The sequence below is a fragment of the Pseudonocardia oceanicola genome (genome assembly GCF_047200735.1).
In the GTDB taxonomy this organism is placed as follows: domain Bacteria; phylum Actinomycetota; class Actinomycetes; order Mycobacteriales; family Pseudonocardiaceae; genus Pseudonocardia.
In genome coordinates this window covers 73,455-87,483 of the sequence record NZ_JBJZON010000008.1, presented here as the reverse complement: position 1 = coordinate 87,483, position 14,029 = coordinate 73,455, and the positions used below count along the sequence as shown (strand labels likewise).

The window sequence follows — 14,029 nt, the reverse complement described above, 5'->3', positions numbered from 1 at the left end:
AGCCGTGCAGACGTCCCATCCCGTCGGCCGGCACGTCCTCGCTGAGCTGCGTGGCATCGACCCGGCCCTGCTCGACGACGCCGACGGTCTCCGGCACGCGCTGCGCACCTCCCTGCTGGCCGCGGGTGCCGACGTGCGGCAGGTCGTCGCGGAGCCGTTCGAGCCGCAGGGGGTCACGGTCGTCGCGCTGCTGGCCGAGTCGCACGCGTCCGTGCACACCTGGCCCGAGCTCGGGTCGGCGTTCGTCGACGTGTTCACCTGCGGCGACAGCGCCGACCCGCTGCACGCCGTGCGCCGTCTCGCCCTCACCCTCGGCGCCGCGGACGCCGCGACCGAGGTCGTGGACCGCGGCGGCCCGGGCCGGGTCGACGAGCCGGTCTCGCCGGGGCTGACCCGGCGTTGGCAGCTCGATGCGGTGCGCGTGCGCACCCTCACCGCGCTGCAGGAGGTGCTGATCGCCGACACCGCGCACGGCGTCACGCTCTTCTGCGACGGCGAGCGGCAGAGCGCCGAGCACACCCAGCTCACCTACCACGAGGCGCTGGTCGTGCCGGCCGCGCTGCTGGCCGAGCGGCGCGAGCGCGTGCTGGTGATCGGGTCCAGCGAGGGGGTGGCGAGCGAGCTCGCGGTGGCGTGCGGCGCCGGCACGGTGGACCACGTCGACCTGGACCGGGAGTGCGTCCGGCTGTGCGCCGAGCGGCTGCCCTACGGCTACACCCCCGCCGCGCTCGACGCGGCCGAGGCGCACCGGGGCCCGGTCCGGATGCACTACGAGGACGGGGCCGCGTTCGTCGACTCCACGGACGGGACCTGGGACGTGATCGTCGTCGACCTGCCCGACGAACGCCCCGGCGAGCCCGACGCGCAGCTCAACCGGCTCTACACCGAGGACTTCCTGGTCCGCTGCGCGGCCCGGCTGCGGGCCGGCGGCGTCGTCGTCAGTCAGGCGGGGAGCCCGGCGCAGTGGCGCGACGCCACCTTGCGCGCCGCGTGGGAGCGGTTCGGCGCGGTGTTCCCGCAGGTCGCCTACGTCGGCAGTCCGGAGCACGAGTGGGCGTTCGTCTGCGGGCTGCCGGACGCGCCCCCCGCCGATCCGGCCGAGCTCGCGGCGACCCGGCTCGACGCGCTGGGCTACGCGCCCCGCACGCTCGACGCGGTGTCGCTGCGCGCGGCCATGACCCCCCCGCTGCGCCTGCGCCGTTCACTCACCCGGATGGAAGGCGGTTCCGCCGGACGATCATCTCGTTAGTGTCCCGGTGGTGCCGGGCCCGGCGCCGTCCGCCCGCCTCACCGGTGGGCGCCGCCCGCTCCCCGGAGGCCGCCCGTGCGCCGTGTCCCGACCGTCCGCCGCTCCCTCCTCGTGGTCCTGGCCGTGGTGGCCGCTCTCCCGGGCACGGCGGGCACGGCCCTGGCCGACGGGACCGAGCAGGCCGGCCGGTACGTCGCCCTCGGCGACTCGTACAGCGCGGGCCCGCTGATCCCGCCGTCGGGCGGGCAGCCGGCCGGGTGCCTGCGGTCGGGTGCGAACTTCCCGTCCCTGGTGGCGGCCGTGTCCGGGGCCACGGACTTCGTCGACGTCAGCTGCAGCGGCGCCACGACGGCGGACTTCGTCGCGCCGCAGAAGGTCGTGCTCGGCGAGAACCCCGCTCAGTTCGACGCGCTGACCGGCGGCGAGGACCTGGTCACGTTCACCATCGGCGGCAACGACATCGGGTTCGGCGAGATCATCCAGGAGTGCGCGCTCCGGTCGCCGCAGCAGCCGCTGGGTACTGCCTGCCGCGACTTCTACGGCGACCAGCTGGACCGGCGCATCGCGCAGACCGCGCCGAAGATCGCCTCGGTGCTCGGGGAGATCGGCGCGCGCTCGCCGGGCGCGCGCGTCGCCGTCGTCGGGTACCCGGCGCTCCTGCCCGACGAGGGGCCCGGCTGCTTCCCGGTGGTGCCGCTCAGCCCGGGCGACATCGGGTGGCTGCGCGGGATCGAGAAGGACCTCAACGCGATGCTCGCCGCGCAGGCCGGTGCCGCGGGCGCCGTGTACGTGGACACCTACACCCCGACGATCGGCCACGACATGTGCCAGCTCCCGGCCGTGAAGTGGATCGAGGGGCTGCTGCCGACCTCGCCGGCCGCGCCGGTGCACCCGAACGCCCAGGGCATGCAGGCCATGGGGGAGGCGGTCCTGGCCGCGCTCGACACACCGGTGCCGAGCGCCGCCTAGCGGCTCCTGAACGACCGTCCGCCGGCCGATGCCAGGTCCCCGCGGTACGGGTGGGCGCGCGCGGGGCCTCGAATGCGTTCCCGGCCCGGGGATCGTCGCGTTGTGGAACCATCATGCGCTGATGGCCTGGAAATTGCCGCACTATGGAACCATAATGCGCTGACGGCCCGGGATTCGTCACGTTATGGAGCCATAATGCGCTGACGGCCCCGGGGCTCGTCACGTTATGGAGCCATAATGCGTTGACGGCCCGGGGTTCGTCGCCCGTCATGGAGCATGACGCGCTGGGTGTCCGAGATCGTGCGGGCTGGAACCGGGCTGGAACGACACGGGTCGGGACGTCTCCGCTCCAGAAGAGCCACGGCGTTGCACTGGACGGCCCGCTCGTGGAGAACGCGTTATGGTTCCATACTGCTGGCAGGGCCGGTGCCGAATCCGCATTATGGTTCCATAACGCGTGGATGGAGGCTGAGGACGCGCGTTGTGGAACCATACCGCGTCATTTCTCCGCGTAGGACTCCACGACCCGGGCGGGCATCGGGATGCGGACGGGGGTGGCGCCGAAGAGGATGCGGGTGGCGGAGTCGGCAGCGTCCTGCACCAGCTCCGCGGCCTCCGGTGCCGCGCCCGTCGGCCCGTGCAGCAGCACCTCGTCGTGCTGGAAGAACACGAGCCGGGACGGGTTGCCCGCCCGCCCGAGCATCGCCCGCAACTCCGCGAGCAACACCAGCGCCCACTCCGCCGCGGTGGCCTGGACGACGAAGTTGCGCGTGAACCGGCCGCGCGCCCGGGCCCGCGCCGGCACCTCGTCGCCGGGGCGGGCCGGCGGGCAGGTGCGGCCCCACCGGGATCGGACGAGCCGGCCCTCCTCGCCGGCCCGCGCGGCCTCCTCGACCACCGCGACCGCCGCGGGGAAGCGGCGGCGCAGCAGCGCGAGATGCGCGCCCGCGTCGCCCGAGGTCTGCCCGTAGATCGCGGAGAGCACCGCGAGCTTGGCCCTGGCCCGCCCGTCCGGCACGTTCGGCCCGAACAGCTCGGCGGCGAGACCGGCGTAGAGGTCGGAGCCCCGCTCCCGCCCCCCGGCCCGGGCCAGTTCGGCGTCGCCCGCGAGCGCGGCGAGGATCCGGGGTTCCAGCTGGGCGGCGTCGGCCATCACGAGTCGGTGCCCTTCGTCGGCGCGCACCGCCGCACGCACCGCCCTGGGGATCTGCAGCGCGCCGCCACCGCGGGTGGCCCAGCGCCCGGACACCACTCCGCCGACGACGTACTCGGGCCGGAACCGCCCCTCGTGCACCCAGGTCCGCAACCAGCTCCAGCCGTGCGCGGCGTGCAGCCGGGCGAGGTCCTTGTACGCGAGCAGCGGCGCGACCGCCGGGTGGTCGACCTGGCGGATCACCCACGACCGGGTGCTGGGCAGCTCGACACCGGCACGCGCGAAGGCGCGCAGCAGCTCGGCGGGGGAGTCGGGGTTGACCGGCCGCCCGAACGCCGCCTCGACCTCGGCCGCGAGCGCGAGCAGCCGCGGCGGGCGGCCGTGTCCGGCGGGGCGGGGGCCGAGCGCCTCGGTGAGCAGCGCGTCGTGGACGTCGGCGCGCCACGGCAGGCCCTCGGCGCGCATCTCCTCCGCGACGATCCCGCCCGCCGACTCCGCCGCCGCGAGCGTCCGCAGCCCCGGGTCGGCGGCGAGCCGCCGTTGCTGGGCGGCGTGCACGGCGACGAGCGACGCGAGGGTGCCGGCCGGGTCGGGCTCGGCGCGGCGGAACAGTGCGGGCGGCTCGTCGGTGGGCTCCTCGCGCTCCTCGTCGGGCGGGACGGGCGCGCCGGCCAGCCGGGCGGCCGCGGCGGCCAGCCCGCGCGGTGCTCCGGAGGCGCCGTCGGCGGCGACGAGCAGGCCCTCGACCAGCTCGAGGTCGTGCGCCCGCTCCGCCCGCACCCCCGCCGCGAGCAGGGCGCGGTAGGTGCGGGCGTTGCGCCACACCGAGCGGGTTCCGCGGAGGTCGAGCTCGGCCACCGGTACGGCGCAGACGGCGTCGACGGGCTCGCCGGCGGGATCGAGCGGGCGGACCAGCGCCACGCCGCGCTCGTGGTCGAGGTGCACCGCGAGCCGCGCCGTGCGCGCCGCCGCAGAGACGCGCGGAGCCGGACCCGGTGACACGGGATCGGCCGACCCTGCCGGTGACACGTCATCGGCCGAGCCGGCCGGTGACACGGCATCGGGCGGCGCGGCACCGGCCTCTCCTCCCGGCGCCGCCCACCCCACCCCCTCCGCAGCCGCCGCGGTCGTCGACGAGCCCGCACGCCCGCTCACCGCTCCGCCGGATCCGGGCGCGGCGCACCCGGGCCGAGCCTGCCGAGCCGGTGCACGGGGAGGCCCGCCAGCACCCCTCGGGCCGCGATCCCGCGGATCTCCTCGGGCCCGGCCCCGACCGCGGCCAGGACGTCGTTGGCCGCCAGCACCCCGGTCATGGCGGCCCGCTCCATCAACCCCGACGGGTACGGGCACTCCACGAAGTCCCCGGCGACCCGCACCCCCGGAGCGTCGGTCACGACCCGGGGCCGGGTGCCGGCCGTGCCGGGTGGGAAGGCCGGCGCGGTGGCCTCGAGCCGTTCCTGCAGGTGGTGGACCCCGGCCTCGGCGGTCTCCGGCCACAGCCCCGCCAGCTCGGCCCGCATCCGGGCCGTGGCGGTGGCGACGTCCGGCGCGCGGCAGGCGTAGGAGTGCAGCTCGACGACCGACCCGCCGGTGCGGGCGGCCCAGCGGGCCGATCCGCCCTCCAACCGCGAGTACACGGTGACCGAGTCGAGCGTCGGCTCGCCCGAGACCGCGTTGAACACGGCGCGCTCCGGCCGGACGTCCCGATCCAGCCACAGCCGCGTGACGGCGAAGGGCGGGGCGATCGACAACGCCGCCGCCCGCCGCGCGAGCTCCGGGGCGATCGGGGACTGCGCGAGGAGCGTCCGCAACGCCCCGGGGTCCAGCGCGAGCACCACGTGCTCGGCCTCCACCGGCTCGCCCCCGCCGTGCACCCGCCAGCTCCGCCCCGCGCGCTCGAGCGCGGTGACCCGGGCGCCGGTCCGGATCTCGGTGCCGCGCCCGCGCAGGTGGGCGGCCAGCGGCGCCCAGATCGCGGTGAGGTGGTCCTCGGACGGCGCGTCGAAGCCGATACCGGCCGGGTTGCCCAGGAAGTAGTAGTGGAACATCGCCACCAGCTCGGCGGCGGACAGCCCGCCCTGGTCGCAGAAGAACGACCGCGCGAACGCCTCGAACAGCATCTGCCGTGCCCGCTCCGACACACCGAGCCGGGTGAGGAACTCGTCGGCGCTCCACGCGTCGAACCGCGCGACGGTCGCCTCCGGGTCGTGCGCGAGCAGGGCGAACCCGAGCCCGGCGTCGGCGCCCGCGACCTCGCGCAGCCGCAGGCTGGGGGAGCGGGCGAACAGCGCGAGGAGGTTCCACGGCGGCGCGGCCGGCAGGTCGCCCAGGTCCTCGGCGGGCCAGCGGCGGGAGATCACCGGATAGCCCTCGACGGGCCGCAGGAACCCGAGCTCCGGGTCGATCCGCCGCAGGATCGACCGCCAGGTGTCGTAGTGGCGGAAGAAGGCGTGGAAGCCGTGCTCGACGACCTGCTCCGACCCGTCCGGCACGGTGTGCGGCCAGGCGCCGAGCCGCCCGCCGAGGGTCGGTGCGGCCTCCAGGAGCGTGACCGCCGCGCCGCGCTCGGCGAGCACCACTGCCGCACTCACTCCCGCGATCCCGCCGCCGGCGACGACCGCCCGCGTACCCGGCGGCACTCGCCGGGGCTCGTCGGGCCGGGCAGCGACGAGGACCTGCGGCCTGCGCCGCCACGGCAGGGTGCGACCGACGCCCCGATGATTCACGTCCGGCAGCCTACGGACGGGTACCGACAGGAATGCGCGGTGTGGGACGCCGGTTGCCGGGAACGGAACCCCATCCCTCAACCACAGGAGTGACGCATGTCGGTGGACCTGGGCCGCTACGGGACCTGGCTGCGCCGTGACCAGCTCACCCCCGAGCTCGCGACGGAGATCGAGGAGCTCGGCTACGGCGCGATCTGGATCGGCGGCTCCCCGCCCGCCGACCTGGCACTGCCCGAGGAGCTGCTGGCGGCGACCACGCGGATCGCGATCGCGACCGGCATCGTGAACATCTGGCAGGCGCCCGCGCGCGAGGTCGCGGAGTCCTACCACCGGCTCGAGAAGGCGTACCCCGGCCGCTTCCTGCTCGGGGTCGGGATCGGGCACCCCGAGGCCGTCCAGGAGTACCGCTCGCCGTACGACACGATCGTCGGCTACCTCGACGACCTCGACGACGCCGGTGTCCCGGTCGCGGGGCGCGCGCTGGCCGCCCTGGGCCCGAAGGTGCTGCGCCTGGCGGGAGAGCGGGCCGCGGGTGCCGCCCCGTACCTGACCACCGCGCAGCACACCGCGGAGGCCCGGGAGATCCTCGGCCCGGGCCCGCTGCTCGCGCCCGAGCACAAGGTCGTCCTGTCCGCCGACCCGGAGTACGCCCGCACGGTCGGCCGCCCGCGGGTCCGCGACCCGTACCTGCGGCTGTCGAACTACCGCCGCAACCTCCTGCGGACGGGCTTCACCGCCGAGGACCTCGACACGGCGAGCGACCGGACGATCGACGCGCTGGTCCTGCACGGTGACGCGGCCACGGTCGTCGCCGGGCTGGACGCACACCTCGAGGCCGGGGCCGACCATGTCTGCGCGCAGATCCTCACCGCGTCCGGAACGCCGGACGACGAGTACCGGACCGCCCTGCGCGCGCTCGCCGCGGAGCTCGGCCCGAGCCGCACCTGACGCGAGCGCGGCGATCACCGCGGTGGGAGACTCCGTGCCGTGCGCAGGCGGGCGTGGATCGGGGAGCTGCGCACCTGGGTGACGGGTGTGGACCCCGGCCTGAGCCGGCTGCGGCTGGCGGGGGTGGCGACCGCGGCCATGGTGCTGGCGGTCGCCGCCATGTCCGTCGTCCGCGCGGCCACCGGGCAACCGGTCACCGTCGTGGTGTTCGCCGCGGCGCTGGCGATGATCAGCAACCTGTCGGTGGCCGAGCCGGACGACCACCGCCGCCGGGTCACCCTCGCGCTGATGGTGCTCCCGGCCGCCGCCGCAACGGTCGTCGGCACGCTCCTGGCCGAGCACCGGCTGGTCTCGGACGCGGTGTTCGTGCTGGTCATGATGGTCGCCGTGGCGATCCGCCGGTACGGCCCGCGCGGGACGGCACTCGGCATGGCGATGTTCATGCCCTACTTCTTCACCCAGTTCCTGCAGGCGCGGCCGGAGCAGCTGCCGACCCTGCTCGCCGCGGTCGGCGTCGGGATCGGGTCCACGCTGCTGCTGCGCGGCTGGGTGTTCGCGGAGAAGCCGGAGACGGTGCTCGACGACCTGCTGCGCGCCGTCCGGGCGCACGTGCACGCGCTCGCCCTCGCCGTCGTCGACCTGCTCGAGGCGCCCGCCGGCGACGAGCGGGACATCGAGGCCGCACTGCGCGACCTGCACCGCCGCCGCACCCGGCTCAACGACACGATGCTGCTGGTCGTCGACCGGATCGAGCAGCTGCGCGACGAGCGGGCGGAGCCCGACGAGCAGGCCGGCGAGGACGATGATCGGCGGGCACTGTCCTTCGCCGTCGCCGACCTGGAGCTGGCGGCCGAGCGGCTCGCGGTCTCGGCCCGGCGGCTGGCCGACGACCCGACGCGGCCTGGTGCGCTGGAACCGCCCGTGCGGGAGGCACTGCTCGAGGGGGTGCGGGGCCTCGCCTCGGCCACCGCGACCGGGACGCCCGAGGCCCTGCGCGCGGCGGTGCTCACCGGGGCCCGCCACAGCGTGGCGGACCTCGTCGCCGAGCACAGCGGGGCGCGGCCGCGCGAGCAGCGGGTGGCCTTCGCCGTCGTCCGGCTCGCCGACGCGCTGGAGGGCGAGGAGGCCGCCGTCCCCGCGCCGATCACGCTCGCGGAGCCCACCGACGGAGCGGACGCCGACGAGCCGGACGCGGAGGCCCCCGGGCGGCCCGTCGACCGGATCGCGCTGTCCACCCGGCAGGCCGTGCAGGTCGGGGTCGCGACCAGCCTCGCCATCGTGGCGGGCGAGCTGATCTCGCCCGCCCGCTGGTACTGGGCGGTGATCGCGGCGTTCGTGGTCTTCGCGGGCACCGCCAGCCGGGGTGACGTCCTCGCCCGCGGCTGGCAGCGGCTCCTCGGCACCGTGGGCGGGGTGGTGGCGGGCATGCTGCTGGCGGTGCTGGTCGGCGGGCGGCCGATCCCGACGGTGATCCTGCTGGTCGGCTGCGTGTTCCTCGCGCTCTACCTGTTCCGCGTCTCCGTCGGGCTGCTCGCCTTCTGGATCACCGCGGTCCTCGCCCTGCTCTACGGCCTGATCGGCCAGTTCTCGGTGGAGACCCTCGTGCTGCGCGTGGTCGAGACCGCCGTCGGGGGAGCGCTCGGCGCCCTGGCCGCGCTCGTCGTGCTGCCCAAGCACACCCGGGCCGCCTTCCGGGAGGCGCTCGACGACACCGTGCTCGCCCTGGACGCGGCGCTGCAGGCCGCCGGGGACCGCCTGACGGGACGCCCGCCCGCGGGGCTGCCGGTCGAGCTCGCCCGGGCGGCCGACGAGAAGCTGGGCACCCTGCGGCTGCGCGCCAAGCCGCTGGACAACCCGCTGCCGCGGCGGCGCGGGCGGGGCAGTTACCAGCGGGCCCTGCGCGTCCTCACGGCGGTGGACCACTACACCCGCGCCCTCGCCCGGCTGTCCGACCGCATCGTCGTCCCGGGGTGGGCGCCGACGCTCGATCCCGCGGTCGCCCGGGTCCGGGCCAACGTCGCGGGCCTCGGTGAGCTGCTCCGGCCGGCGGGCTCGGCCGAGGGCGACGCGATCGTGTCCGCCGAGGTGCTGGTCGACACCGCCGAGGCGTGGGCGGCCCGGTGCGACGACCCGGGGCTGCGCCGGGACCTGCTCGCGGCCGTCCGGCCGCTGCGGCGGATCGACCAGGTCGTCGTCGGGTTCGCCGGGGACCTCGCCGGGACCGCGCGGGCTCAGGAACCGGCGGAGTCGCGCGGGTAGGCCTGGGGAGCGTTGATGCCGCAGTGCGGGCACCGCTCGAGGGGGATCCGCTCCAGCGGCGGTCCGACGGGTTCGGCCTCGGGTGCGGCGGCCGGGACGTCGGCGCGGAGCGTGCTGCGGATCGTCACCGCCGACACCAGGCCGCCGAGCACGAGCAGGCCGGCGCCGATCAGGAGCGCCGTGCGGAACCCGGCACCGAAGGCGACCGGGTCGGAGTAGTCGGCGTTGCCGATCCCGGCCACGCCGGGGATCACCGCGACCGCGAGCAGCCCGGCGGCACGGGCCACGGCGTTGTTCACCCCCGAGGCGGCCCCGGCGTAGCGGTCCGGGGCGGCCCCGAGCACGGTCGCGGTCAGCGGCGCGACCGTCAGGGTGAGCCCCGCGGCGAAGACCAGCACCGCGGGCAGCACGTCGACCAGCCACGACGCGTCCGGCCCGATGCGGAGCATGAGCAGCAGCCCACCGGCCGCGACGATCGGCCCCACGGTCATCGGGATCCGCGGCCCGATCCGCTCGGCCAGCGCCCCCGAGCGCGAGGAGAACAGCAGCATGACGACGGTGACCGGCAGCAGTCCGGCGCCCGCGAGGACCGGCGGGAACCCGGCCACGATCTGCAGCTGCAGCACCAGCAGCAGGAACAGCGCGCCGAGGGCGGCGTACACGAGCAGGGTCACGACGTTGGCCGCCGTGAACACCCGGTCGGCGAACAGCACCGGCGGCACCAGCGGGTGCCGGGAGCGCAGCTCCACCAGCACGAACACCCCGAGCGCCCCCAGCCCGACCACCAGGGCGACCCACGCCGCCGCGGAGGCCGTCCCGGCTCCGAGGTCGGTGAGCGACCAGGTCAGCCCGGCCAGCCCGACCACCGCCAGCGCCGTGCCGGACAGGTCCAGGCCGCGGGCGGCGGCCGTGTCGCGGGTCTCCGGGACGTGCCGTAGCGCCACCGCCACCACCACCGCCGCGAGCGGCAGGTTCAGCAGGAACACCGCGCGCCACGTCCACTCGACGAGCCAACCGCCGAGGAACGGCCCGACCGCACCGGCGATGCCGCCCAGCCCGGACCAGGCCCCGACCGCCGCGGCCCGGTCCTTCCCGTGGAACGAGGCGGAGATGATCGCCAGGCTGCCGGGGGTGAGCAGCGCCCCGCCGACCCCCTGCAGCGCCCGCGCCGCCACCAGCGTCCCGATGTCCGGGGCGAGCCCGCAGGCCAGCGAGGCCAGCGCGAACCACACGACGCCGATCACGAACACCCGCCGCCGCCCGTACCGGTCGCCGAGCGAGCCGCCCAGCAGGATCAAGGAGGCCAGGCTGAGGGTGTAGGCGTTCACGGTCCACTGCAGGCCGGTGAACCCCGTGTCGAGGTCCTCGCCGATGTGGGCCAGGGCCACGTTCACCACGGTGCCGTCGAGCATGACGAGACCGGAGCCGAGGACCGTGGTGAGCAGGACCCAGCGCCCGGCCGCCGTCCCCATCCGCAGCCCCTGCTCCGCCATGTGCCGGACCCTAGCCCCGGCGGTTCCCGAGCACCTCGTAATCTCGGTCGGTCGGCGGGCGAGGGGAAGTGTGGACGTGACGGTCAACGTGACGGTCGGGGCGGACCGGGTCGGGGTGATCGAGCTGGACCGGCCGGAGCGCCGCAACGCGCTCAACGTCGAGACGTGCCGGCGGATCGTGGCGGCGACCGAGGAGCTGCGCGCGGCCGCGGTCCGGGCGGTGATGGTGACCGGAACGGGCACCAGCTTCTGCTCCGGCGCCGACTTCGGCGAGGTCTACGGCGAGGGCTTCCGGGACGCGCTGCACGCCGCCCTCGACGCGGTGCACTCCCTGCCCGTCCCCGTGGTCGCGGCCGTCAACGGTCCGGCGGTCGGCGCCGGAACCCAACTCGCGATCGCGTGCGACCTGCGGGTCGCCGCCCCGGGCGCGGTCTTCGCGCTGCCCACCGCCCGGCTCGGGCTGGCCGTGAACCCGTGGACGATCCGCCGCCTCGTGCAGATCGGCGGCGGCGCCACGGCCCGCGCGCTGCTGCTCGCCTGCGACACCGTCGGCGCGGAGCTGGCCCTCGGCCGGGGTCTGGTCGACCGGCTCGGCCCCGTCGACGACGCCCGGGCCCTCGCCGCGGAGCTCGCCGGCCTGGCCCCGCTCACCCTGGCCTACAACAAGCTGGTGCTCGACCAGGTCGAGCCGGCGGAGTCGGACGCGGACCTCCTGGAGGCGTTCGACGGGTGCTGGAGCAGCGCGGACCTCGAGGAGGGCCGGGCGGCCCGGTCGGAGAAGCGGGTCCCGGCCTACGAGGGCCGCTGACGGCTGCTCCCGCCGACAGCGCCGCTGCTCCGTTCGGCGCAGCTCGATCACGCCTGGTGAGGATCCGGGCCGGTGGTCGTGGGGGTGACGCGCCCGTCTCACCCGAAGGGCTCGATGTGGACGGATCGTCACCTCGGTGCCGCCCCGGCCGTCACCCGGTCCGGCGCCCGGTCGTTGAGCCGGGAAGGACGTACGGCAGGTGAGGTGGCAATGGTCCGGCAGGACGGACGGCGACGGGCTCCGGGGCGGACCCGCCCCGCGGTGGTGAGCGGCGCCGTGGCGGCGGGGGTGGTCGCCCTCGTCGTCGGGCTGGTCGGGTTCGGACCCGCGGCCGCCGAGCCGGGGCCCCGTCCGGCGACGCCCGTGCTCGGCGGGCTGCTCGGACCGTCCGAGCCCGCCCCCACACGCGCCGCCGAGGACGGTGTCCCGGAGGATGGCGCCGCCGGCCCCGCCCACGTCGGGCCGACCGAGGGCACGCACGAGGACGCGACGACGACCCCGCAGCCCACCGCCGGCTCCGACGAGGCCGGCGGGACGGCGTCGGACCCCGAGGCCGGGGAGCCGGCCGGGTCGGGGCAGGCCGGCGAGCCGCGGTCCGGATCCGGCGGCGCGCCGACCCGGCTGGGCGCGGCCGCCCCGGCCGCCTCGCCCGCCGCGTCGTCCTCGGGCTCGACCGCGGGCGGCGGGGCACCGGCGGCGTACCCGAACGGGGTCGCCGGCACGCCGTGCACCGCGACCGCACGAGCCTGTGTCGACGTCGCGGGCCACAAGGCCTGGTTGATGGACGGTGGCACCGTCGTGCGCGGACCGGTCCAGGTACAAACCGGCGATCGCGAGGACCCGACGCCGCTCGGCACCTTCTCCGTGCAGTGGAAGGCCGAGCAGTACACCAGCCGCGAGTACCTGGTGCAGATGCCGTACTCGGTGTTCTTCGCCCCCGGCGGCATCGCCTTCCATCAGGGCCGGCAGGACACCCCGTCGGCCGGCTGTGTGAAGCTGCTCGAGGCCGACGCCCGGGCCTTCTTCGCTCATCTACAGGTGGGCGACGAGGTGCAGGTCACGTGAAGGACACCCTAAGTCCTGGCGCCGCTCGGTTCTACATGCAGTAGAATCCGTCCCGTGCGGAGCCTGGGGGAGTTGGAACGTGCGGTCATGGAGGTCCTGTGGGCCGCAGCCCACGACGGACGGGGCGAGCTGACCGCCCGCGACGTGCAGGAGGCGCTCGCCGACCGCGAGCTCGCCACCACGACGGTGCTCACGGTACTGGGCCGGCTGGAGCGCAAACAGCTCGTCGTCCGGACCCGCGACGGCCGGGCGCACCACTACCGCGCCACGGCCAGCCGTGAGGACCACGTGGCCGAGCTGATGAACGACGCGCTCGACGGCGCCCCGGACCGCGGGGCCGCGCTCGCCCGCTTCCTCGGCTCGATCCCCGACGAGGAGCGCCGCAGGTTGCGGGACCTGCTCGACTAGTCCCGCCGAGTCTCCCGGACAATGGGTCGATGGCGCTCGCGGCGCTCGGCCTCCTCCTGCTCGGTGTCCTGCTCGCCGAGCCCGTCAGTCGTGCCTTCGCCCGGGCGCGGTGGACCCGACGAGACCCCGTGGGCGCGCTGCTCGTGTGGCAGGCCATCGGGCTCGCCGGCGGGCTCTCGCTGGTCGGGTCGGGGGTCGTCTACGGTCTGTCCCCGCTCGGCGACACGCTCCCGGCGGCCGTCGGCACCCTGGTCACGGGGGGGAACGGGGGGCACTGGCCGGCCCGGCTCGACGCGGTCCACCTGATCGCCCTCGTCGCGGCGCTCGGCGTCGGCGGGCGGCTGGTGTGGGTGCTCGGCACCATGTACGTCCGCACCCTGCGCGCGCGGCGACGACACCGCGACCTGCTCGACGTCCTGGCCACGCCCTGGCCGGACTCGCCCGGTACCCGCGTGCTCGACCACCCGCAGCCCGTGGCGTACTGCCTGCCCGGCCGCAGCTCGCGGCTGGTGCTCTCGGCCGGGGTCCTCGAGGCCCTGGAGCCCGAGGAGGTGTGGGCGGTCCTCGCCCACGAGAAGTCCCATCTGCGGGAACGGCACGACCTGGTGGTGCTGCCCTTCGTCGCCTGGGGCGCCACGGCCCCGTTCGTCCGCGGGATGGTGTGCGCCCAGCTCGCCGTCGCCGAGCTGATCGAGATGCGGGCCGACGACGTGGCGGCCTGCCGCTCCGAGCCCCACGAGCTCGTCGGGGCGCTGAAGACCGTCGGCGGCTCCGCCCCTGCCGCCGCACTCAGCTCCTTCACCGACGCCCTCGACGCCCGGATCGAGCGGATCACCGCGCATCCCTGCCCGCTGCCCTGGTACTCCCGCGTGGCCGTCCGGCTCGGGGCACTCGCGTTGGTGGCGGTCCCGACGGTCCTGCTCCTCCTGTGAGTGGCGGTAGTCGCCCTGG

The 14,029-nt window shown here is 76.0% G+C and carries 11 protein-coding genes; 8 read left to right on the top strand and 3 right to left on the bottom strand.

The features are described from left to right. The first annotated feature begins 4 nt into the window (after positions 1–4). A complete protein-coding gene (gene speD, locus ACL02T_RS14110) occupies positions 5–1,249 on the top strand; it encodes an adenosylmethionine decarboxylase (RefSeq protein ID WP_412831146.1) in 1,245 nt (414 codons plus the stop codon). Positions 1,250–1,324: 75 nt separating this feature from the next. Next, positions 1,325–2,218 carry an SGNH/GDSL hydrolase family protein gene (locus ACL02T_RS14105; protein ID WP_412831145.1) on the top strand — a complete coding sequence of 298 codons (894 nt, stop codon included), beginning with the start codon at positions 1,325–1,327 and terminating at the stop codon, positions 2,216–2,218. 499 nt (positions 2,219–2,717) lie between these two features. On the opposite strand, the gene ACL02T_RS14100 is transcribed toward ACL02T_RS14105, so the two are convergent. Both ACL02T_RS14100 and ACL02T_RS14095 read right to left on the bottom strand, forming a co-directional pair. Further along, the gene (locus ACL02T_RS14100; protein ID WP_412831144.1) at positions 2,718–4,373 is read right to left on the bottom strand and encodes a bifunctional 3'-5' exonuclease/DNA polymerase; all 1,656 of its coding nucleotides are present in this window, start codon (positions 4,371–4,373) and stop codon (positions 2,718–2,720) included. A gap of 149 nt (positions 4,374–4,522) precedes the next feature. Beyond that, complete coding sequence (locus tag ACL02T_RS14095; protein WP_412831143.1) at positions 4,523–6,097, bottom strand: FAD-dependent oxidoreductase; 1,575 nt, start codon at positions 6,095–6,097, stop codon at positions 4,523–4,525. Between the two features lie 96 nt (positions 6,098–6,193). On the opposite strand from ACL02T_RS14095, the gene ACL02T_RS14090 reads away from it, so the two are divergent. Together ACL02T_RS14090 and ACL02T_RS14085 are read left to right on the top strand one after the other, a co-directional pair. Then, entirely contained in the window at positions 6,194–7,045 is an 852-nt protein-coding gene (locus ACL02T_RS14090) for an LLM class F420-dependent oxidoreductase (RefSeq protein WP_412831142.1), read from the top strand. Positions 7,046–7,084: 39 nt separating this feature from the next. Next, positions 7,085–9,304, top strand: a complete 2,220-nt coding sequence (locus ACL02T_RS14085) for an FUSC family protein (RefSeq protein ID WP_412831141.1) — start codon at positions 7,085–7,087, stop codon at positions 9,302–9,304. Here ACL02T_RS14085 and ACL02T_RS14080 read toward each other — a convergent pair. Next, a complete protein-coding gene (locus ACL02T_RS14080; protein ID WP_412831140.1) occupies positions 9,277–10,797 on the bottom strand; it encodes an MFS transporter in 1,521 nt (506 codons plus the stop codon). The two genes, ACL02T_RS14085 and ACL02T_RS14080, sit on opposite strands and share 28 nt — an antisense overlap. A 76-nt stretch (positions 10,798–10,873) precedes the next feature. On the opposite strand from ACL02T_RS14080, the gene ACL02T_RS14075 reads away from it, so the two are divergent. The 4 genes from ACL02T_RS14075 to ACL02T_RS14060 all read left to right on the top strand — a co-directional run bounded on the left by ACL02T_RS14075 (position 10,874) and on the right by ACL02T_RS14060 (position 14,010). Further along, positions 10,874–11,605, top strand: coding sequence for an enoyl-CoA hydratase (locus ACL02T_RS14075; protein ID WP_412831139.1), 732 nt, complete (start codon positions 10,874–10,876; stop codon positions 11,603–11,605). Between the two features lie 261 nt (positions 11,606–11,866). After that, on the top strand, positions 11,867–12,670 hold the full coding sequence (locus tag ACL02T_RS14070; protein WP_412831138.1) for a L,D-transpeptidase: 804 nt from the start codon (positions 11,867–11,869) through the stop codon (positions 12,668–12,670). A gap of 54 nt (positions 12,671–12,724) precedes the next feature. Then, the gene (locus ACL02T_RS14065; RefSeq protein WP_412831137.1) at positions 12,725–13,078 is read left to right on the top strand and encodes a BlaI/MecI/CopY family transcriptional regulator; all 354 of its coding nucleotides are present in this window, start codon (positions 12,725–12,727) and stop codon (positions 13,076–13,078) included. Positions 13,079–13,107: 29 nt separating this feature from the next. Then, positions 13,108–14,010: a M56 family metallopeptidase gene (locus ACL02T_RS14060; protein WP_412831136.1), complete on the top strand. Its 903-nt coding sequence runs from the start codon at positions 13,108–13,110 to the stop codon at positions 14,008–14,010. The last annotated feature ends 19 nt before the right edge of the window (positions 14,011–14,029 follow it).

Excerpts from the sequence above, each read along its gene's own strand:
- ACL02T_RS14090 (WP_412831142.1), top strand. The coding sequence starts at position 6,194 with ATGTCGGTGGACCTGGGCCGCTACGGGACCTGGCTGCGCCGTGACCAG.
- ACL02T_RS14080 (WP_412831140.1), bottom strand. The coding sequence starts at position 10,797 with ATGGCGGAGCAGGGGCTGCGGATGGGGACGGCGGCCGGGCGCTGGGTC.
- ACL02T_RS14060 (WP_412831136.1), top strand. The coding sequence starts at position 13,108 with ATGGCGCTCGCGGCGCTCGGCCTCCTCCTGCTCGGTGTCCTGCTCGCC.